The sequence below is a fragment of the Faecalibacterium sp. AF28-13AC genome (assembly GCF_003478405.1).
Taxonomy (GTDB): Bacteria; Bacillota; Clostridia; order Oscillospirales; family Ruminococcaceae; genus Faecalibacterium; species Faecalibacterium prausnitzii_E.
The window spans coordinates 524,436-545,988 of sequence record NZ_QUFG01000001.1 but is presented as its reverse complement, the minus strand read 5'-3'; the positions used below and the strand labels follow the sequence as shown (position 1 = coordinate 545,988).

At 48.6% G+C, this 21,553-nt stretch carries 21 protein-coding genes; 13 read left to right on the top strand and 8 right to left on the bottom strand.

What is annotated here, in order from left to right; all coding sequences use genetic code 11:
- The 12 genes from DWY95_RS02530 to DWY95_RS02465 all read left to right on the top strand — a co-directional run.
- Nucleotides 1-132 (top strand): winged helix-turn-helix domain-containing protein (locus tag DWY95_RS02530; RefSeq protein WP_147365915.1); only part of this gene is annotated, 132 nt, incomplete at its 5' end.
- Entirely contained in the window at nucleotides 129-1,160 is a 1,032-nt protein-coding gene (locus DWY95_RS02525) for a HAMP domain-containing sensor histidine kinase (RefSeq protein WP_117447643.1), read from the top strand. The genes DWY95_RS02530 and DWY95_RS02525, both read left to right, overlap by 4 nt.
- 26 nt (nucleotides 1,161-1,186) lie before the next feature.
- The gene (locus tag DWY95_RS02520) at nucleotides 1,187-1,606 is read left to right on the top strand and encodes a nuclear transport factor 2 family protein (RefSeq protein ID WP_044946403.1); all 420 of its coding nucleotides are present in this window, start codon (nucleotides 1,187-1,189) and stop codon (nucleotides 1,604-1,606) included.
- 189 nt (nucleotides 1,607-1,795) lie between these two features.
- Complete coding sequence (locus tag DWY95_RS02515; protein ID WP_002586595.1) at nucleotides 1,796-2,461, top strand: ABC transporter ATP-binding protein; 666 nt, start codon at nucleotides 1,796-1,798, stop codon at nucleotides 2,459-2,461.
- A gap of 14 nt (nucleotides 2,462-2,475) precedes the next feature.
- A complete protein-coding gene (locus DWY95_RS02510) occupies nucleotides 2,476-4,854 on the top strand; it encodes an FtsX-like permease family protein (RefSeq protein WP_118552044.1) in 2,379 nt (792 codons plus the stop codon).
- A 651-nt stretch (nucleotides 4,855-5,505) separates the two neighbouring features.
- Nucleotides 5,506-5,937 carry a sigma-70 family RNA polymerase sigma factor gene (locus tag DWY95_RS02505; protein WP_118552042.1) on the top strand — a complete coding sequence of 144 codons (432 nt, stop codon included), beginning with the start codon at nucleotides 5,506-5,508 and terminating at the stop codon, nucleotides 5,935-5,937.
- A gap of 6 nt (nucleotides 5,938-5,943) precedes the next feature.
- Nucleotides 5,944-6,189, top strand: a complete 246-nt coding sequence (locus DWY95_RS02500) for a helix-turn-helix domain-containing protein (RefSeq protein WP_117950103.1) — start codon at nucleotides 5,944-5,946, stop codon at nucleotides 6,187-6,189.
- A gap of 279 nt (nucleotides 6,190-6,468) precedes the next feature.
- Nucleotides 6,469-6,690: an SHOCT domain-containing protein gene (locus DWY95_RS02490; protein ID WP_347561957.1), complete on the top strand. Its 222-nt coding sequence runs from the start codon at nucleotides 6,469-6,471 to the stop codon at nucleotides 6,688-6,690.
- 65 nt (nucleotides 6,691-6,755) lie between these two features.
- A complete protein-coding gene (locus DWY95_RS02485; RefSeq protein ID WP_118552040.1) occupies nucleotides 6,756-8,531 on the top strand; it encodes a recombinase family protein in 1,776 nt (591 codons plus the stop codon).
- A 361-nt stretch (nucleotides 8,532-8,892) separates the two neighbouring features.
- Nucleotides 8,893-9,924: a DUF2971 domain-containing protein gene (locus DWY95_RS02475; RefSeq protein ID WP_118552038.1), complete on the top strand. Its 1,032-nt coding sequence runs from the start codon at nucleotides 8,893-8,895 to the stop codon at nucleotides 9,922-9,924.
- Between the two features lie 175 nt (nucleotides 9,925-10,099).
- Nucleotides 10,100-10,702, top strand: coding sequence for a recombinase family protein (locus DWY95_RS02470; RefSeq protein WP_118552036.1), 603 nt, complete (start codon nucleotides 10,100-10,102; stop codon nucleotides 10,700-10,702).
- 411 nt (nucleotides 10,703-11,113) lie between these two features.
- Nucleotides 11,114-12,703, top strand: a complete 1,590-nt coding sequence (locus tag DWY95_RS02465) for a recombinase family protein (protein WP_118552034.1) — start codon at nucleotides 11,114-11,116, stop codon at nucleotides 12,701-12,703.
- Between the two features lie 450 nt (nucleotides 12,704-13,153).
- Here the strand turns inward: DWY95_RS02465 and DWY95_RS02460 are convergent, their stop codons facing one another.
- The 7 genes from DWY95_RS02460 to DWY95_RS02430 all read right to left on the bottom strand — a co-directional run bounded on the left by DWY95_RS02460 (nucleotide 13,154) and on the right by DWY95_RS02430 (nucleotide 19,139).
- The gene (locus tag DWY95_RS02460) at nucleotides 13,154-13,498 is read right to left on the bottom strand and encodes a hypothetical protein (RefSeq protein WP_147365914.1); all 345 of its coding nucleotides are present in this window, start codon (nucleotides 13,496-13,498) and stop codon (nucleotides 13,154-13,156) included.
- A 6-nt stretch (nucleotides 13,499-13,504) separates the two neighbouring features.
- Nucleotides 13,505-13,852 carry a cupin domain-containing protein gene (locus DWY95_RS02455; protein ID WP_118552030.1) on the bottom strand — a complete coding sequence of 116 codons (348 nt, stop codon included), beginning with the start codon at nucleotides 13,850-13,852 and terminating at the stop codon, nucleotides 13,505-13,507.
- 423 nt (nucleotides 13,853-14,275) lie between these two features.
- Nucleotides 14,276-15,559 carry a GHKL domain-containing protein gene (locus DWY95_RS02450; RefSeq protein WP_118552028.1) on the bottom strand — a complete coding sequence of 428 codons (1,284 nt, stop codon included), beginning with the start codon at nucleotides 15,557-15,559 and terminating at the stop codon, nucleotides 14,276-14,278.
- A complete protein-coding gene (locus DWY95_RS02445; RefSeq protein WP_118552026.1) occupies nucleotides 15,552-16,277 on the bottom strand; it encodes a LytTR family DNA-binding domain-containing protein in 726 nt (241 codons plus the stop codon). The genes DWY95_RS02450 and DWY95_RS02445 overlap by 8 nt, the downstream gene beginning before the upstream one ends.
- A gap of 69 nt (nucleotides 16,278-16,346) precedes the next feature.
- Nucleotides 16,347-17,717: a sodium-dependent transporter gene (locus DWY95_RS02440; protein WP_118552024.1), complete on the bottom strand. Its 1,371-nt coding sequence runs from the start codon at nucleotides 17,715-17,717 to the stop codon at nucleotides 16,347-16,349.
- Between the two features lie 177 nt (nucleotides 17,718-17,894).
- A complete protein-coding gene (locus tag DWY95_RS02435) occupies nucleotides 17,895-18,383 on the bottom strand; it encodes a GNAT family N-acetyltransferase (protein ID WP_118552022.1) in 489 nt (162 codons plus the stop codon).
- A gap of 426 nt (nucleotides 18,384-18,809) precedes the next feature.
- On the bottom strand, nucleotides 18,810-19,139 hold the full coding sequence (locus DWY95_RS02430; RefSeq protein ID WP_097786304.1) for a helix-turn-helix domain-containing protein: 330 nt from the start codon (nucleotides 19,137-19,139) through the stop codon (nucleotides 18,810-18,812).
- A gap of 151 nt (nucleotides 19,140-19,290) precedes the next feature.
- On the opposite strand from DWY95_RS02430, the gene DWY95_RS02425 reads away from it, so the two are divergent.
- Nucleotides 19,291-19,818, top strand: coding sequence for a nitroreductase family protein (locus DWY95_RS02425; RefSeq protein ID WP_118552020.1), 528 nt, complete (start codon nucleotides 19,291-19,293; stop codon nucleotides 19,816-19,818).
- 853 nt (nucleotides 19,819-20,671) lie between these two features.
- On the opposite strand, the gene DWY95_RS02420 is transcribed toward DWY95_RS02425, so the two are convergent.
- The gene (locus tag DWY95_RS02420) at nucleotides 20,672-21,541 is read right to left on the bottom strand and encodes a hypothetical protein (RefSeq protein WP_118552018.1); all 870 of its coding nucleotides are present in this window, start codon (nucleotides 21,539-21,541) and stop codon (nucleotides 20,672-20,674) included.
- Nucleotides 21,542-21,553: the final 12 nt, after the last annotated feature.

Here is a 21,553-nt window from a genome sequence, read left to right as displayed (position 1 = left end):
TTTGTAGACGAACACACCCTGACAACCTCCATCAGCCGGATTCGCAGCAAGATTGAATCTGACGGCGGCGCACCCTACATCAAGACTGTTTACGGCATGGGCTATCAATGGACGGGAGGCGAGGCAAAATGAAGTTTCAAAACCTCTCGGTAAAGCGGCTGTTTGGCCGGGTGGCAATGGAGCTTGTCCTCTCCATGTCCGGGATCACCATAGCCCTGTTTCTTGTGACAAAACAGATTGCGGTGCTGCTGACAGGCGGGACGCTGCTGCTGTGCGCCCTTGTGGGGATTTTTGTACTGACGCAGGCGTTTGGAAAGCGGCTGTCGCAGTTTACCGCTGACCTGTGCCAGACCTTAGACCACATGATCGCCGGGAATGAAGCGCCCCAGCGGCCAGAGGACAGCGAAACCCAGCTTGCCAGAATCGGACACCGGCTGGCAAGGCTTTACCAGATCATGCAGGAGAACCGCCGCCGGGTGGACGAGGAACGGCAGGAGTTACAGACCCTTGTATCAGATATTTCCCATCAGGTGAAAACGCCGGTAAGCAATCTGAAAATGGCGACGGACACCCTGCTGGAAAAGCCCATGACCGAGGCGGAGCGCACCGACTTTATCCGGGGAATCCGCAGCCAGACGGATAAGCTGGACTTTCTCTTTCAGGCCCTTGTGAAAACCTCCCGACTGGAAACAGGCGTGATCCAGTTGGATAAGAAGCTGGGCCGTCTTTTTGATACTGTGGCGCAGGCCATGAGTGGGATCGTGTATGCGGCGGAGAAAAAGGAAATCGCCGTGTCCGTGGACTGCCCGGAGGATTTGACCGTTTCCCATGACAGCAAGTGGACATCCGAAGCCCTCTTTAACCTGCTGGACAATGCGGTGAAGTACACCCCGGCAGGCGGGAAAATCGCTGTGTCGGTGGTGCTGTGGGAAATGTATGTGGAGATCAAAGTGACCGACACCGGCAAGGGCATTTCCGAAAGCAATCAGGCTGCCATCTTCCGGCGCTTCTATCGTGAGGAAGAAGTACACGAACAGCAGGGCGTGGGCATTGGCCTGTATCTGGCCCGCGAGATTGTAATGCGGCAGGGCGGCTATGTCAAAGTGGTTTCGGAGCCGGGCAAGGGTTCGGAATTTTCCATTATGCTGCCTACAAAATGAAAGTAAACAAGCGAGGTGTTTCTATTATGAATGAACGAGAAAAAATAATCCGACTGTGGTTTGATATGTGGCTTTATCAGAAAGATATGGGCATTGATGATATTTTTGCGGAAGATGTACTCTATACAGAAAGTTGGTGTCCCCAGTATAGCAATCGTAAAACAGTAAAACATTGGTTTCAGGAGTGGAATACCCGTGGAAAGGTGGTAGTTTGGGAAATCAAGCAATTTTTCCATAAAGAAAATCAAACGATTGTAGAGTGGTATTTCAAAAATGGAATGAACAATGGGGATATAGAGGAATTTGACGGTATTTCTTTGATTGAATGGACAGAGGACAATAAAATAAAATCATTAAAAGAGTTTGGGTGTAACCGTAATACCTACAATCCTTATCAAGAAAGCGATACTCCTCAATTTAGAAATCAAAAGGCGAATTGGTTTTAGAACAGATCATGAGCTACGGCGGACGGCCATTTCCGGCTGCCCGCCGTAAATTTTTTTGAAATGTCCGAGCGCTGTAACATTTCACCCCGATTTTCAATGAAATTTTTTGGCCGCTGTAACATTTCGCGGACATTTGGGTTTTACAATGACCTTATCAACAGGCAGAAAGCCTTGAAAGGAGTTTTGAGTATGAGCGTTTTGCAGACGATTGATCTGAAAAAGTATTACGGCACAAAGCCGAATATCACCCGCGCCCTTGACGGCGTGAACTTCTCCGTAAATGACGGTGAGTTTGTGGCCGTTGTGGGAACCTCCGGCAGCGGCAAGTCCACCCTGCTTCACATGATGGGCGGGCTGGACACTCCCACCAGCGGAACAGTGATTGTCCGAGGCGAAGAACTGGCAAAGAAGAACGACGAGCAGCTTACCATCTTTCGCCGCCGCAACATCGGCTTTATCTTCCAGAACTATAACCTTGTTCCTATTCTGAATGTGTATGAGAACATCGTCCTGCCGGTGGAGCTGGACGGGGACACGGTGGATCAGAAGTTTTTAGACGAGATCGTTCACCTGCTGGGACTGGAAGATAAACTGAAAAATATGCCGAACAATCTTTCCGGCGGACAGCAGCAGCGTGTGGCTATCGCCCGCGCCTTGATTACCAAACCGGCTATCGTGCTGGCCGACGAGCCGACCGGCAACCTTGACAGCAAGACCAGCGCCGAGGTGCTGGGGCTTATCAAGCGCACCAGTGCAGAGTTCCGGCAAACTGTTGTGATGATTACGCACAATGACGACATTGCCCGCCTTGCAGATCGGATTGTCCGCATTGAGGACGGCAAGATTGTGGAGTAAGGAGGTGGCAGGCTATGACATGGCCTTTTGAGAATGATACCAGCGCCATTACAAAGAAGCTGGCAAAGAAAAGTTTGCAAAGCGAGAAGCGCCGGAATCTGATGGTGGTGATTGCCGTTGCGCTGGCGGCATTTCTGATCTGCTTTACGGGAATTGTGTCTACCTCCCTGACACAAATGCAGCGCAATCAGGTTGTCGATACTTATGAGGCGGTCTGGCTGGGCGTAGAGGAAAACGACATTGAAACCCTGAAAGGACTGCCGGAGTTTGAGCGCGTAGGCGGCTACTATATGCTGGGTGAGGAGCTTTCAGAACAGGGCTATCATGCGTCTTATGTGTATTGCGACGCGCAAATGATGGAGATTACCAAGGCGCAGATGGAGTTGTTAGAGGGCCGGGTTCCTGAAAAAGCAAATGAAGTTGTTGTAAGCGAATACTTTCTTTCCACCTATGGAAACAATGCCAAGATCGGGGACACTGTGACCTTAGATACAGAGAGTTTTCATGGTGATTATGTCGTTACCGGCATTATGGACAGCGTAAATGAAAAAGAAGCGAATACCTGCGCTATCATTCTTTCCAACGCTGCCCTGACAGGATGGAAAGGGTTTGACCCGACTGGCTATCGCGCCTATGTCCATTTCAAAAACAGCGACCAGTTGGGCGAAGAACTGATGACCTCTTATTGCAGGGAGATTGCGGAGGAATATCAGCTTCCTATGCCCAAAATGAACAGCAAGTATTTTGCCTATGCTTCTAAATCCTTTGATTTTGCACTGATGGCTGGCGTGATTGCCATTGTTCTGATCGGCGGCTATATTGTGATCCAGAGTATCTTCCGTATCTCCATCAATGACAAAATCAAGAGCTACGGGCAGCTACGGACGATTGGTGCAACGCCAAAGCAAATCAAGCGGATTGTAAAGCGGGAGGGGCGTAAACTCGGCAGTATCGGGATTTTGATTGGTACAGTGCTGGGTGTATGCGGCGGTTTTCTTTTGTTTCCCAAGGGATTTAATGCTGTTTCCTATGTGGCAACGATTATTTTGACACTCATAAGCAGTTGGATCATGGTATCTGTTTCCATCCGTAAGCCGATAAAAATTGCGGCAGGGATTTCCCCGATTGAAGCCGTCCGTTTTACCCCGGCACAAAAGGACATCCGAAGCCGAAAAAAGAATATCAAGCTCAATCCTGTTTCAATGGGAATTGCGAATTTTAAGCGTGACCGAAAAAAGACCGTTGCTATTGTAGCCTCATTGAGTTTGGGCGGAATTATTCTGCTTGTGGTATCCTCCATTGTTTTGCTGCGTTCTCCAGAGGCGCTTGCAAGACGGTTTTTCCCGGACGGCGACTATAAAATTTATTTGGATTCTGAAATGACAGAAGAAAAGGTTATGGCAGCGGGAAATCCGTTGAATGAAGAATTAAAACAGGAAATCTTATCTATTGATGGTGTTACAGATATAATTTCAAGCAGACAATCTCTCTATGCAACCCTTAAGACGGACATTTACCAAAGCGGTGGTATGTGTGATATGCTGACCGACCAGAATTATGCAACAGTTGAAGCGGCTCTGACAGCAGGAACGATGCCAAAAGATTCCCGTAGTATTGTAATTGACTATAATGTGCTAAAGCAGAATGAGGATATGGGTGTTGGTTCAACAGTTGACTTTTATTTTGGAGAGGGGCAACCGCCTGTTTCCGTCACTGTATCAGGATTGTTTGATTCCAACAAGACGCCTTCCGGGCATGGAAAACTGGCCCTCGATGGAGTACTCTTTTTCGCACCAGAAGCATTGTTCCATGAACTGCACCCGGAAATCGCTTCTTTCGACTATTCATGGAGCATTGTAAACGATCCGAAAAAAACGGACTATGTGGGAGCTGAATTGAAAAATATTGTTGCCAGCCATAGTAATATTGCCTTAGATGAAATCAATACAGTGATTGAATATGAAGAAATGACAAATTCTTTTGCGTTTGGCAGTATGGAGATACTTTCATGGTTGGTATTTCTCTTTGGCGTTATCAACCTTATCAATACGACACTCTCTAACCAGATAGCCCGAAAGCAGGAAAACAGTATTCTGCGTTCTATCGGCCTAACACAAAAACAGCTATGTGAAATGAACATCTGTGAGGGGCTGTGCTATGCGCTCTTTGCAACATTGGCGACGCTGATCGTTGGGCTTCCGGCTTCCATCTTTGCTTGCAGAAAAATGAGTGTAGGTGCTTTTGCCGGAAATGTAGTGCCTTATCAATTCCCGGTTTTGGAAATGGGGCTGTTCATTCTGGTATTGTTCGGAATGGAGCTGATCTTGTCTGTATGGACAATCCGCAGACAGAAAAAACAATCTCTGATTGAACAAATGCGGGCAATGGAATAACCGTATGGGATCGGCGGGGCGGCGTGTGCTGCCCCGCTTTTTTCGCCATTTCTCAAAAAATTTTTGAAATGTCCGAGCTTTGTAACAATTCAGCCTGTTTTTCTGTCGAAAATTAGTTCTGCTCGGACATTTCTGTGACATTTGGATTTTATAATAATCCTCATAAAGAAAAATAGCCTGTTAGCAAGCTGCCGCACGACGGCAAAAGAAAAAAAGCCGTCGTACAGCAGACATATCCGCGCGCCCATTTTGAACCGGCGGCTTTTGAGAAAATCAAGGCCGCCGGTTCTTTTTTGCGTATCAGAGCGTTTCATCGTCTGTATGGCGGCCATAGGAGGATGCCGCCATGCGCCTGATATTCTATCGACCGTTCAATCTTGACCTATCAAAAAAAGCCTTGCTCCCGCACAGGGTCAGCAGGGCTTTTACTATGTACTATACAATGTAGCTACTGCGCGTTTCGTGCTGTTATTATGCCCAGTTGGCCGTTTTTGGTCTGCTGGGCTTTTCTATTGCCATCTGAAAATCTACCTGTTTCAAAAAATATTTTTGGAAATTTTCAAAAAAGCGGGCAGAATCGGGTGTTTCAGGTGTCATATTAGCGGAAAGGGAAAAATCCACCCGACATCCCCACGGAAAGGGGGTGAGAAGATGGAAGCTATCCCTCGCAACGATGGCGAACAGTACCGATTCGATGCGTTCTGCAAAGCGGTGCTGCGAAATGAGGCCCGGAACTATCACCGAAATAAGAAACGTCTGCTTGACCGTGAAAAGTCATTCAGCGTTCTTTCGTTGGAAGAACTGGGGCAGCTCACGAGTGTAGACCATTATCCAAGTGAAGAATTTGTATTTTCATCCTACGGCTGTGATCTGCACATCGACAATGAACTTGTTGCCAATGCGTTTGCCGCTCTGCCAAAGCAAGAACAAAGCATTCTGATTCTGTTTTGCGTTCTGGAACTGGGCGATGGCGAGATTGGCGACCTCATGGGAATGTCCCGGAGTGCTGTACAGCACCACCGGACAAAAACGCTGAACGAGCTGCAAAAAAAGCTAAAGGCGCACTTGCCGGAGGGAGGTTAGGCGTAAATGAACTCCTATGAACACACGAGCAGAGAGTTTTTACCGCTCTCGGTGATTCGCTCTGCCTGCGCTGGGGACACCGATGCAGTTGAACAGGTTTTGCGACATTACAGAGGTTATATCAACAAGCTCTGTACAGGCATTCTCTATGACAAGCACGGTCAGCCTCATGTGTGCATAGACGAGTACATGAAACGCCATCTGGAAATCAAACTGATTTCTTCTATTGTAACCAAAGCCGAAACGGTCTGACCCTTTCCACGTTTCGGGACAGCACCTTGAAAAATATGCCCGCAGGACAATGGCGGTGCATCATAGAGCAAACGGATACGTTGCTGTCTGTATCGAGCCGGACGGCGGGTGCGCCATGATGCTTTTCTCTGAAAAGTGGAGCGATCATCACCATGCCGCAATGCAAGCGCGGCTGCTTGTGGGCCATGACATACAGGCAGGCTGATACTCCCTTACCGTCAAAGTCCGAGCGTTCAGAGCGTCGCAGGCAATGAGTAGGGCTGCATGAGGAATGCAGGGGTGAGATTCCCGTGGGTTGCTGCCAGCAGCCGTCCGTTGGCTCATTTTTTATTTTGTGAAAGGGGGATATTTTTGAAAGAACAAAATTTGATACGTTATAGCATTCAGCTTGCTTTTTTGAAGCAGCTGTTAGAAAGAAAGCTCATAACCGATAGAGAGTATTCCCTTATCAAACAGCGCTTAATGAAAGATTATCGTGTGGTTTCCGAACTATCCTCTTGATTTTGTGTCGCATTGGCGTTATGATTAACGCAATGAAAGGAACACATTTAGCAAGGAGGTCAAGCATGAAAGACGTTGAAGTCATTAAAGCGCGCAACACGCTCTCTCCACGAGCGCGTACGAACTTTGAAAAAAGGCTGCGCGTAGCCGCCTATTGTCGTGTCAGCACCGATACCGAAGATCAGCTGAACAGCTACAAATCGCAGGTCAAATACTATACCGAACTTATAAAAAGTAAGCCGGAATGGTCTTTGGCCGGCATCTATGCTGATGAAGCTATCACGGGTACGCAGGTAAAAAAGCGCGAGGATTTCCAGCGTTTAATCAACGACTGTATGAACGGTGACGTGGATATGGTGATTACCAAATCCATTTCGCGTTTTGCCCGAAATACGCTTGACACTCTGAAATATGTTCGGATGCTCAAAGATAAAGGCGTGGCTGTGTTTTTTGAGGAAGAAAACATCAACACCCTTACTATGGACGGTGAACTGCTCCTTGTAATTTTAAGCTCTGTTGCACAGCAGGAAGTCGAAAATATTTCTGCAAATGTCAAAAAGGGCTTGAAGATGAAGATGCAGCGCGGTGAGCTGGTCGGGTTTCAGGGCTGTTTAGGTTATGACTACAATCCAGCGGACAAAACCATCACCATCAACGAAGAAGAAGCGGCTGTTGTCCGTTACATTTTTCAGCGATACACGGAGGGTGCCGGTGGTTCGGTTATTGCCAAAGAACTTGAAAACTTAGGCTATAAAACCAAACGCGGCAGTCCCAAATGGGCAGACAGTACCGTAATCGGCATTATCAAAAACGAAAAATACAAAGGCGACATTTTGTTAGGAAAGACATTTACCGTTGACCCTATTTCAAAACGGCGTCTGTACAACTTCGGCGAGGAAGATCAATTTTATATTCGTGAGCACCACGAGCCCATTATTTCGGAAGAAGTCTTTGAAGCCGCACAGGAAATTTTGCGGCGGCGTGCAAAGCCCCGCAGCCTTAACGTGGACGGCAAACGTGAAAAGTTCAGTCGGAAATACGCTTTTAGCTGCATGATAGAATGTGGTTTCTGTGGTGGCACCCTGACAAGGAGGAGTTGGCATAGCAGTTCACAGTATAATAAAGCTATCTGGCAATGTGTTGTTTCCACCAAAAAAGGAAAAAAGTTCTGCCCGGAGAGCAAGGGCGTTGACGAAAGAACGATTGAGCGGGCTTTTGTAGAATCTTATCGCCTCTTGTGCCAGAATAACAAGGATGTTCTGGACGAGTTTATGAAACGGACAGAAGAAACTCTTTCTGAAAGCAACGCGGGCAAGCGTCTTGCGAAAGCCGAAAGAGATATTCACGCTCTGGAAGTCAAGAAAAACAAGCTGGTTGATATGCGTCTTGAAGATACCATCGACAAGGAGACCTACGACCGAAAGTATTTGGACCTGTCTAGCCAGATTGAGCAGTTGCAGAAAGAGTGTGAAAGCCTGCAAGATGCAGCCGAAACCGAATCTACAATGCGCAAGCGTGTTGCCACGTTTCGGCAGACCCTTGAACAGAATGAGGTTCTGGACACCTTTGACCGACATATTTTTGAAAGTATAGTTGAAAAAGTAATCGTGGGCGGTTATGATAGTAATGGGAACAAAGACCCCTACATGATTGTCTTTGTTTACAAGACCGGGTTCAAAAACAGTGTGGACGGCAAGAATTTCAAGCCGCTTCGCAAGAATAGCAAGGAGAACCACTCCCCTGCTGTTTTGTGTTCCCATGCTTCTAACGAGGCTGAATCCATGTGTTCCGATTCTAGCGACGACACATGTGGAATGTGTCATTGCATTTTCCAAGGGTGAGATCGACTCCAAAAAAGTCCGTGTAGAGTTCTCCTTGGAGGGCATAGACACTTCAGGATTGCAAAAGGGTGCGACTTATCCTGAAATCAAAGCCCGCGTGTTGGAACAAACTGGACTGAAGGTGTCTTCCCTGTATATCTCGCAGGTCAAGCAGAAATGCGGTCTGGAGGTACGAGAGAACCACCATAAGGCGAAGTCCGAAAATACGAAGCAGCCCCAGTGTCCACCGGAGAAGGAAGCGGCCATAAGGGATGCGCTGAAATATTTTAAGATGATTTAATTTATTTTAGGGTTTTGACAACTGATAAAGCAGCTCCTGATTTTGAAGTCAGAAGCTGCTTTATCAGTAGAAAGGACAAAGATGACAGAAGCCGAGGTATTTGCATCTTGTTTAGCACTCTCGCATTGCCACTTCTTGGATACGCCATATGAGGGTGACCCTTTTTCTGATGAGCTTAACAGTGGTGCATCAAACGTGTGTCATTACTGTACTATTGACACGCTTTTATCCATAATTGAAAAACAATGCCTTCGTTTTACTGATGTGAGATTTCTGAACGACTCTACTGAATTTCTCGAAATCATCCCATTGATAGAGCATGTACTTACCAACGGCAATTACTCGAGCTCATTCAAACAGTTCTTTTTGCAGCCATCTATAATAGAAGATTTGAAAAGTTATCGTCAATCATATTCTGCCATATCTAATGTTGATCAAACATACAAAGATATGCCTTACCGCACTTATACCTGCTCGCTTTCCAAAAACTGTGATTCTCTTAATATGTGGAACTATTATGCAACTTCATCGGCAGGCGTCAATATTGGTTTTGACTTTGCATGGAATATGTTTGAGGGTAGCAACTCATACAAAACCAACACAGGAAAAAGATTATCAGGTGATATCTGGCTTTCTCGTGGATTGGTAATTTATAATAATTTCGACAAAGAAAAGTGTGTCATCAAATTTTTAGATCATCTATTCAATGTTTATTCCAACCTTCTTCAGTTAAATTTACTAGACAAGTATCGTGCTTTACTGGTTCAGTCTTTTAAGGAACCAATCAACAATATGCGCTGCTTTTTCAAAAACAGCCACTTTGACGGGGAACAAGAATACCGTATCGTTCTAAAAATTCCAGAAGAAACTTTACGTTCTCCAAAATCCAATTCGAATATCGCCGATGTATCTTTCTTCCGTCGCGGAAAAGCTTTGGTTCCCTATGTTGATTATAAATTCAAAAAATCTTCTATCAGTCAAATTGTCATGAACCCTTATAATTGTGAAGACAGCTCCATGATGGAATTGGGCATTCAAGAGCTTCTGACCATGAACAACCTTGACAATGTAAAGATCTACCATTCCAATATTCCTTTGAGAAGATACGACTAATCTATTATTCGCTATTCGATTTCGAGGCCAAGAAATGTATTTTTACAGTTCTTGGCTTTTTTCATACATACAGCCTGCCTGCCATTGTGCAGGCTTTTATTTTGCCACAAGGAGGTGTTAGATTGATGATTCACCAATCACATGGCAGAAATGCCGCAAACCAAAGGAGTAACATTTGGCTAATATCTATGGTTATATTCGTGTCAGCACCCGCGACCAGAACGAGGACCGGCAGTTGATTGCACTGCGAGAACTGAAGATTCCGGAGAAAAACATCTTCATGGATAAGCAGTCCGGCAAGGACTTCAACCGCCCGCAATACAAGCGGCTGGTGCGAAAACTGAAAAAAGACGATCTGCTCTATATCAAGAGTATTGACCGTCTTGGACGCAACTACGCAGAAATATTGGAGCAGTGGCGACTGCTCACCCAAACAAAAGGTATCGACATCGTAGTGCTGGACATGCCATTGCTGGACACCCGCCGTGGCAAAGATCTGATGGGCACTTTTCTAAGCGACATCGTGCTGCAGGTGCTTTCCTTTGTTGCCGAAAACGAGCGCACTAACATCCGGCAGCGGCAGGCAGAAGGTATTGCCGCCGCTAAAGCCCGGGGCGTGAAATTCGGCAGGCCGCCTCGCCCCTTGCCGGATAACTTTTATGAAGTCCACAAGGCATGGCGTGCCAAACGGTTGAGCTTAAAGCAAGCCGCACAAGCCTGTGATCTCCCCGTTGGAACCTTTTACAGCAAGGCTTTGAAATTCGAAAATACCACTTAATAAAAGACCCTGAGAATTCGGAAAAGCGTACTTTTTCAAATTGGTTAGAATACATGGCGCCTTTTGTGGAAGATGAATGGGATTTGGCTGAACTCTTGCCGGAAATTGTTGCGTTTGCTGGGGTTTCGCGGTATACTGTTACTATATGTAAAAAGCCCTGAGAATCCGAAAAAGTACAGATTCTCGGTGGGCAATTCGGAAAGGAGTTTCCATGGCACATCTGGAGGAGATCACGGTCGGCTGCCAGCTGAACGGCATTGCGGCAAGGGAAACTGTGACAGTTATTGCGGTGCAGTGGTATGGCAATGCAGCACTGGAAGTTACATTCAAGAACAGCCGAGGGCAGCTTGGCAGTCAGATCCTCTATCGTGGAGATGAGGCAACCGTGGATGTGCTGGGTGACAGTCTGCCATGGAGTTTCGGCGCAGATATGCCGATTATGAAGATATGGTCATTGCTGGAGAATATTCTGACGAAGGATTTTCCGGTAAGAACATTCAAGGTCGGCACGAATTTCAACAGATGCTGCGAGATGTGCAAGACTGTAAAGACGGCGTTTCTTATGTTCTGGTATTCAAACTCTCCCGTTTTGGGCGCAATGCGGCCGATGTTCTGAACTCCTTGCAACTTATGCAGGATTTCGGTGTCAATTTGATTTGCGTAGAAGATGGCATCGACAGTTCCAAAGATTCCGGCAAGTTAATGATTTCTGTTCTTTCTGCTGTTGCTGAAATCGAACGTGAGAATATCCGTGCTCAAACGATGGCCGGCCGTGAACAGAAAGCCCGTGAGGGCAAATGGAACGGCGGCTTTGCACCCTATGGCTATAGGCTGGAAAATGGCGAGCTTTCGATTGCAGACGAAGAAGTGGAAGTTATCCGTGTTATTTTTGACCGCTTTATCCATACCAACGATGGTGTAGCAGGTATTGCCCGGTATCTGAACACCCATGGCTATGTGAAAAAGCTCCGTCAGAATGGAACTATCCCAAAGTTTTCTGCTGTATTTGTTAGAGGTATTCTGGACAATCCCATTTACTGCGGTAAGATTGCATTTGGTCGCCGCAAGGTTGAAAAGAAACTCGGCACTCGAAACGAAATGCACGTTGTGAAGCAATCCGAGTTTCCCGTCTATGTCGGTCAACATGAAGCCATCGTTTCCGAGGACGACTGGAATCTTGCACAGACCAAGCGTCAGCGTACCACAGGGCGGCGTGAAAAGGTCCGTGACCCAGACCACGCGCATATTCTTTCCGGCATTCTGAAATGCCCCTGCTGTGGACGGAATCTGTACGGAAATGTCTCTAAGGCTCACAGCAAGGATAACAAAACTCGTTACTACTACTTCTGCAAGAGCATCAAAGGGCAGACTGGACACGAATGTTCTTTCCGGTTGAACATTGAACAGAACGAAATCAATCAGATGGTCGCATCCATCGTATCCGCTATGGTTCACAACCCACGCTTCGTAGATGCCATCAAAGAAAAAATCAGTTCTGCAGTCGATACCAGCGAGTTGGAGCATCAGGCTGATACAATCAAGGCGCAGCTCCGCCAGCGACTCAATACAAAGTTCCGTCTGGAGCACCAGATGGACACACTGGACTTTAATGATCCCTATTATGACCGTAAGTCTTTGGATTTACAGCGGCGTTACGATGAGCAATATGAACTGATTGGGGACATGGAATCCCAGCTCGCTGAAATCCAAGGTCAGATTGATGACATCCATCAGGAGAAGATCACAGCGGACAACATCTATCACTTGCTTCTGGCCTTCGATGAAGTCTACAATGCCGCCACTGAGGTGGAGCAAAAGGAATTCATGCGTGCCTTCATCGAGCGCATTGATATTTTCCCGAAAAAACAGCCGGATGGCAACTGGATTCGGAACATTGTATTCGCCTTCCCTGTTCCCTACAATGGAAAAGAGATTCGAGAATTTCCCTTGGAATCGCAATCAACCGTTGAGTGTGTACTCTTGATGTCAAAAGTGCAGTAATATCGTGCGGTGATTCGTTCAATATCGTTCGGACATCATTTTACAGTCTGAACCGTTCTCGTCCTTGGAAACAGGTCGAGGGCGGTTTTTGAGAATTTGGGCAATATCTAAATCGTAGCCACAGGGGTAGCAGATAATTGAGTTTCTGGATTAGATATTTGGGCTAACAGCAAATCCGGCAACTCAGGTATCTTGGGGTATCCAGTGTAGGATTTAGATGTCATCCCCCTATAACGCAAAAAACGCCGTCAGCGTATCATGTGAAATCCATCACACGGTACACTGGCGGCTTATTCTTTTGAGTTTTATATTGTGGGCACTTATACTGTTTTTTGAAGAAGCAAAAGGACACGAAAACCGCTAAAACTCACGTTTTCCATGCCCTTTTCTATATTCTTGAAGCAGTCCGATGCTGCTCCATTCTCCTATTTCATTTTGCGCCGAAACGGATTAGACCCCCACCCTACCCAATTTGCGAATTTTTATGGAAAAGGGGCCACCGGTCTCCGTATTTTTTCTCACAGAGATTATGACCGCCCCTCCCCCCGGCGCAGCCGACCAGCCTTTTGCGTATGTCGTAGGACTGCCGAGCATCAGCATGTCCAGTCTGCCATCGACCTGTCGCTGAAAATCGGAGATCTCTTTTTGATCTTGAACGTCCAGTTCAGAGTATTGATCTTTGTCGGTCGGAATCCCAGAGTCCACATTGCTTCCTTCATCTGGTTGTTCGTAATATAAATTCCGGTACGGTTGTTCAGGATGTGCTTCATTCCATACGGTTACAAAAAGCTCCAAACCGTTTCACCTGACGAAATCTTCCCGCATGGGGGTGAAGATATCCAGCAGGATGCCCGCTTCGGTGCAGACACAGCCATGCTCGACGCCGTCTTCTTTCAAGATGGTGTCCCCGGCGTAGACCGTTCTGGTCTCACCGTCCACGGTGAACGCGAACGCTCCCGACACCACATAGGTGATCTGGGTGTGCGGGTGGTGGTGCAGCGCTCCCACTGCACCCTTTTCAAACGTGTTTTCCACGCACATCAGGCCGTCGGTATAGGCCAGCACCCGGCGGGTGACCCCCGCGCCTGCGGGCTGGGGCAGAGCGTCCGCATGAAAGACCCAGCGCTGTTTCTTTTCCGGCAGATCCATATCAGGTTCCTTCTTTCTTGTTTCTGGCAAATCCATTTTTTCCATTATAAAAGACCGGAGCCTCTTTGACAAGGGCTCCGGCCTGATCTCAAACAAAAAAAGTCCCATCCGAAGCTCTCATCGCTGCTGCCTCTCTGCTCCGGCACCCCGTTCCCACACAACGATGCCGGAAGAAGCAGCATTTGGAAGAGTCTCTATGAACAGCAATCCCCCGATCACCGTCAAGAGCTTCGTCAGGACTTTTACCAGACAAGGCCGCCTGCACCGCCACACGCTCTGCGGTGCCGTATGAGCCCGTTCCGCGCTTCCGGATCGCTCCGGCCGCAATGCGCCGTTCTTGGCTCTCTGCCTTATTCCTGCCTAAATTATAGCAAATATTCCCCCAAATTTCACGCAAAATGTCATATTCTGCGGGGGAGGATGTCATATTCTGTGTACCGGCACCGAACAGGTAAACCGGAACCATTTATCCCGGCAGCTGATGGCGTACTCACCCTGATACTTGCGGAGCACATCCGTCACATTCCACAGGCCGATGCCGTGGCCCGGCTCCTTTTTGGTGCTGCGTGGGAGCTGACCGTCCGGCAGGTCCAGATCCTCCCGGACCCGGTTGCGAACGGACAGCAGCAGTTCCTCCTCCGTTTTCCGCATCCGGAAATAGACTTCCGGCGGGTCGGCCTGGGCGGCAGCGTCGATGGCGTTGTTGAGCAGGTTGGCGACGACCATCACAAGGTCGGTCTTTTCGAGCGGGATCGCCCGCAGGTCAGGCAGATCAAAGTAGAGCATGACCCCCTTGCGGGTGGCCTCCTCGTATTTTTTGCTCAGCAGCGCATCCAGCAGCGGATTGTGCGTGTTCATGATGGTGGTATGGGCCGCGATGATCTTTGTGACCGTGGCAAGGTACGCTTTGGCTTCCTCGTATTCGCCCTGTTGCAGCAAGAGCGTCAGCGCCTCGATGTGGTTGGTGAACTCGTGGGTCAGGCGGCGCTGGGTGGTGTAGGAGTCCATCAGCGCTTCAGCCCGCTCCCGCTCCAGCGCCGTCTGCACATGAAGCTCCTGCTGCCGGGCCATCTGCTGATTGAACATCTGGACGATGTACATGTGGAGGAGCACCGCCACCGTCAGGCCCAGCGTCAGCAGCAGCATGAGGGAGTCGGCGGGTTCGTCCTTCGCCGAAAGCATCAGGACTACGTTCAGCACCACGACGATGCCGGGAAAAAAGGACATGACCAGCGCCTGCGGGGATTCGAGCGCCCGCTCATCCTTCCACTGGTGCGAGAAATAGGCCACCACCACGCCCACGATGAGGTTCGTGAGCGTCATGGTCACCAGACATCCGGGCCGCTGCCAGGCCACCTGAAGCGACGTTCCGGTCACCCAGGAGACCACATAGCGGACCGTGTTTTCGGAGAGCAGGCACATGGTGCCGTTGATGAGGGCGGCGGTCAGCTTCTGGGGCAGCGTCCCGCCGAACAGCAGGGTGGACAGCAGAACATAGCCCACATTCCACCAGACGGTCTCCAGCGTGAAAAAGCCGATCTGGAAGATCAGACTGAACGCCAGCATCCCGGCCACCAGAACAACGCTCCAGAACCCGACATGCTTCACCCGCCCTTTGCCGAGGTAAGCGCGATTCACCAGCAGGAAGGCGGCCCACTGCGACACGCAGACCATGTGCCCGATGAAGAACCAGGATATCTCATTCATCGCCAAACTGCCCCTTCCATTCCAGATAGGTCTCCCGGATGGCCGCATAGCCGTTCCGGCTGACGCTCAGTTCCACCCCGTTGCGCATCGTGACCTTGTACCCGCTGATCTGGCGGATGTAGCGCATGTTGACCACATCGCTCCGCCCCACCCGCAGAAAGCCGTTCTCGAACAGCGCCTGCGGCAGATCGGTCAGCTTGCCGTAATAGGAGCAGAGCGGCTGATGCGGCACATCCCCATAGACATTGACCTTGCGCAGGTCACTTTCCAGGCAGTAGATGCTGTCGTAGGGCAACTCGATGCTGGTGCGGTTCTGCCGGATGGTCAGCACCTTGCGGCTGCGGGCAATCTTCTCGTGGAAGAGCGCCTCCAGGCAGCTGGGCAGCATCCGTTCCAGATCCCGTTTGAGGATGTACCGGAACGCCTGGACCGTGTAGCCCTCCGGGGCAAATTCCAGATAGGCCGAAATGTAGATCAGGCAGATCTCCGGGCTGCGCTCCCGCAGCTGACGCCCCAGCGAGATGCCGTTCATGGTGTCCAGATCCACATCCAGCAGCGCCACCTGATACAGCTCCAGATCCGGCACGGCCAGTGCTTCTTCGCCGCTGGTGCAGACCACGATCTCCGCCGGGATCTCCCGCTGGCCGAGACAGGCCCGGACCAGCTGCTCCACCCGTGCGGCAAACCGCGCGTCGTCATCACAGATCAACATGTGCATGATCGGTGTCCCCTTCTTTTGAAAAAAGCGGGCTCCCCGATGCGAAGAGTCCGCCCTTTCGAATGTACATTACGCAAAGAATTTGTCGTAGAGGCCGAAGGCAAAGATGAACAGAACGATCAGCGGCAGACCATAGGTCAGATAGCCGCGCATCCAGTCCTGCATCTTGGGGCCTTCGCCGGTGTTGACTTCCTGTTTGTAGTTCTTCCAGCCCCAGCCGCAGCGGGAAACGCAGAACAGCAGATAGACCAGCGAGCCCAGCGGCAGGAACAGATTGCTGACGAGGAAGTCCTCAAAATCCAGCACCGCACCGCCGAAAATCGCAAAGCCGTCCCAGCTCCACACATTGTACCCCAGCACACAGGGCATGGACAGCGCTGCGATGAGGAACAGGTTCACAAGGCTGGACTTTTTGCGGGAGCAGCCGGTCAGCTCCATGCCGCAGCAGATGATGTTCTCGAAGACGGCCAGCACGGTAGAAAGCGCCGCAAAGGCCATGAACAGGAAAAACAGACTGCCCCACAGCCGACCCATCGCCATGTTGGCGAAGATGTTGGGCAGGGTGATGAAGATCAGGCTGGGGCCGGCGGTCTGGTCCACACCGTAGGTGAAGCAGGCCGGGAAGATGATGAGGCCAGCCGTGATGGCCACGAAGGTATCCAGCGCCACGATGCGGATGGACTCGCCCAGCAAAGCGTGTTCCTTGCCGATGTAGCTGCCGAAGATGGACATGGCACCGATGCCAAGGCTCAGGGTGAAGAAAGCCTGATTCATGGCGCCCACCAGCGTATTGACCACGCCGACCTCTTTCAAGCGAGCAAAGTCCGGCACGAGATAGAAGTGCAGGCCCTCCTTAGCGCCGGGCATGAACAGGCTGTTGACAGCCAGAATGACCATGATGACGAGCAGAGCGATCATCATGACCTTGGTCACCCGCTCCAGACCATTCTGCAGGCCCTTGGCGCAGACCAAGATACCGAACGCCACCACGAAGATCATCCAGAACGCCATGATGCCGGGGCTTGCCAGCATCTCGCTGAAGGCATTTGATACCTGGTCTGCATTCAGACCGGCCAGCTTTCCGGTGGCAGTCATGTAAAAATAGTGCAGCATCCAGCCTGCAACGGTGGTGTAGAACATCATCAGCAGATAACAGCCGATGAGGGTGAAATAGCCGTGGATGTGCCACTTCTGGCCCGGCTTTTCCAGCGCCTGATAGGCGCGCACCGGGCTCTTGCGGCTGGCGCGGCCCACTGCAAACTCCATGGTCATAATGGGCAGGCCCAGAATGATGAGGAACAGCAGATAGAACAGCACGAAGGCACCGCCGCCGCCCTGCCCCGCCATATAGGGGAATTTCCAGACATTGCCGATGCCGATGGCACAGCCCGCCGAGAGCAGGATGAAGCCCAGCCGCGATTTTAGGGTCTCACGTTCCATGATAAAATGTTCTCCTCTGTAATCCATTTGCCCCGGTCTGCCTTTTGCAGCTTGCAGCCGGGCACAACAGAATTATTATATCACAGTTTTCCCCCATTGGGGAGGAGTCGCATGACGTTTCAGAAGAGAAAAAGATTCATTTTTGACCGTTCTAAAAGGAGCGGAATTTGATAGCATTCAGAACGTCAACCGCATCTGATACCATGTCACGCCGCCGTGTGCAGACCCGGAAACGCCCTCGCTGACAAAACCGAATCGGGCGTAATAATGCACCAGTTTGTCCTTGCAGGTGAGCACAAGGCCCTTTCTTCCCTGCTGTTTTGCCTCCGCAATGGCCGTTTCCAGCAATTGCCCAGCCAGGCCGCGCCGCCGGTATTCCGGCAGCGTGTTGACCCCAAAGATCATCTGCCATGCACCGTTTTCGTTGTGGAGCGAGGCATCTGCGTACATTGCATCGGTCAGGTCTGCCGCGTCCGTGACCATGCCGTCCACAAAGGCTGCGAGTGTTTCGTCCTCCCACAGGAGCCAGAAATGATTTCCATAATACCGCAGCCGCTCGGCAAATTCTGCACGGGTCGCCGCCTCTGCCGCCGGGAAGCACTCTGCCTCCACCGCTGCAATGGCGTCGAGATCCTGCTCGACTGCGGTTCGAATCGTTTGTGCCATGGTTTCTCTCCCTTTCTCATGCTGGGCCGTCCGAGCCGTTTCCGGTCGGGCTTGCGGCGGCGATTGGCCATCCGCAGCCCGCGCTGAATGGCGGGACGTCGCAGCGGAACACATTATGACTGCTAAAATCATAGCATACGCCGCGCAACTTATCAAGGCCCGCTGGATGCACAAGCCCCCGCCAACACCTGCTGGCGGGGGCTTGGGATTGATTTTTGTGAAACGTTATTCGAGCTCGGTAAGCTTAGATTTTTACTAAACAAATTTGTTTAGTAAGTCTATTCTTGGATGTTCACTTTTCCATGAGATTGCTGTGCTAGATGTGGCTTGCTGATTTTTTAGTATCAGGATAGTATCACGCAACCAGCGGGATCTCTGTGAGTATTATAACGTATTTACGTTCAGGATGCAACTGTATTTTAAGGATTACTTCTTGCTTGCATCTGCCAGATAGTTTTCTCCCCATTTACACATCGCATCCAAAATAGGAATGATGCTTCTTCCAAAATCGCTAAGCGAATATTCCACCTTCGGCGGCACAACAGGATAGACTTTCCGAGTAATCAGGTTATCGTTTTCAAGCTCCCGAAGCTGCTGTGTCAGCATTTTGGGTGTAGCTTTTGGAATCAGCTTTCCTATCTCGTTAAAACGCAAGGTATTATCAATCAAGTGCCATAGGATAAGTGCTTTATATTTCCCACCAATCAAATCAAGGGTTGCTTCAACCGGGCAGCTAAAGGTACTTGGACATTTCATTTTTCTCTTCCTTGTACTATCTTTTTGGGTAGTATATAACAAAAAAGTACGTTCTTGCTTTTTTGAAAACAGCTGATAAAATCATAGCATAGGCTGATTGAATTATCAAGACCCTACACAAACTTACACTTCCAGAAAGGACGATCACATTATGGATTTTTTGTCACTTGCAAAGAAACGGTATAGTGTACGCTCTTACACAAAGCAGAAGGTTGAGAAGGAAAAGCTGGATGCCATCTTAGAGGCAGCTCATGTTGCACCCACAGGTGGTAATTGTCAGCCTCAACACCTGATTGTAGTGCAGAGTGATGAGGGCCTTCGTAAAATTGGAAAGGCCACAAATATCTATGGTGCGCCGCTGGCAATTATCGTTTGCATCGATACAAATAAGGTCTGGACACGTCCCTTTGATGGTAAAAAGCTGACCGATATTGATGCAAGCATCATTACCGACCACATGATGATGGAAGCAACCTACTTAGGTTTAGGAAGCGTATGGGTATGCTATTTCAAGCCGGACATCCTGAAGGCTGAATTTAAGATTCCCGACAACCTTGAACCGGTCAACATCCTTGTCCTCGGCTACGCCGACACCTCTCGTGAAAAGGCTCTGTCCGCAGATCGCCATGAAAAAATGAGAAACCCGCTTTCCTCTATGGTGTCTTTCGAGGAACTTTAATTCGAAATTATATCTTTATATCTTTTTATTTCCTCTAGTGCGTCCAACCATTAAGTTTTTCTTAATGGTTGCCATCGCCAAACTCGAACCATCCGAAAATCCCGGATAGTTGACAGACTGCCCGAGTTATTAAGCATCCCTTAACAACTGCTCTGAACTGTTCGGAAATTCCGAAGAGTCACCCCTATATGTACAGCCCCTGCCAGTGGATTTTGGCGGGGGCTGCTATGCTATCCCATCTTACAGCTCTGCGCTGTTCTGCCTGTTCTTCTTTTGGCTCTTATCTGCGGTCTGCTCCTGCTCCCTCATATGCCCATTTGTACCCTAACAAGCAGCAGGAGCTTGTGTCGAAGCTGGAGGCCATCGGCTCCCCCACTTCTAACAACGATGACTCTGATTTGATGTCACTCGGCTAGGCCGAAAACAGGTGATGTCACGGCCCGTTTTGTGATGTCACGATGTCAAAAAAGCCCCGGAAAGTTTCGATTTCTCGTTACTTTCCGGGGCTTTCAAATTATTCTTCGATAATAAACTGTACTACCATTTCCCGGCGCGTCCAGCAGGTGCTTTTTGCCGCAGGTGATGTCAAAGTGATGTCATTCTTCCGAAATTCATCATTTTTCAGTCGTAGACACGTTTTATTTTCTCGTATTCCATTATTCGAGCTCGGTAAGTTCGGATTCTTACTAAACAAATTTGTTTAGTAATGCTATTCTTGAATGTTCACTTTTTCATGAGATTGCTGTGCTAGATGTGGCTTGCTGATTTTTTAGTATCAGGATAGTATCACACAACCAATGAACCCTCTATCAATATTATAATCGATTGCTCACACATTTTCAAGCTTTTAACTTTATAGACAAATCTCTTCCAACTGACTTATCAACGCCTCAAATTCCGAATCAGACATTGAAACATACATTCGTGGTATGCACTGTTTTTGAAACAGTATAATTTTCCTAACGGATAATCCGCACGCTTTTATCACCTTCAAGTGTCTTTTTCGTTTCACTTTTTTATCCCGCGGCTCTTTAAAATGCATCTGTATAAATAGCATTTCGTATTTCGAATATAGTTCAAATGCATACTCTAGCGGTGTGACAAGAAGTAAATAGACAATTGGAATAAAGAAACTCACTAATGTATTTATCACATTAAGTTCTCGATATTCCAGAATTCCCACTCTCACTGTTTGAAGTATCACACATAGTCCAGCAAAGGCCATCATATCCTGCAATAGCTTATGTACTGCTATTGCATCACTTTTATGTTCTGCAACTGTATCGAACAACACAATAACTGTTGTTATCGGAATTATTATCAATTCAACCCAAAAACTAAATGTAAAAGTGCTCAATAGAAATTCCGTGACTACAGTAAATCTGATATTGTCTTTAAGGACTTTAGATATATACTTTTCGTCAGCTTCGCCAGCGACTGCATTCATACAAATAGTCAATCCAGAAAAAAGCGTCCAAAGAATAATATCTTTTAAATATATATTTTTCCATATTGGAGACCTTGAAAACATCAGCGTGATTATTCCGATGTACAAGAAATATATTTCCCATAATTTCCTTAGCTTCCTGTTGAAGAAGCATTTCAGAACTCCTATAAACCCCTGCCTTATCTTTTTATTGGTAACTATAGCCATTCCTACAGCTATCAAAATCGCACCGACCCAAAAAGCCGTTGCCAATTCTCTGGTTGAAAAAATATCCATTTTTCTCTACTC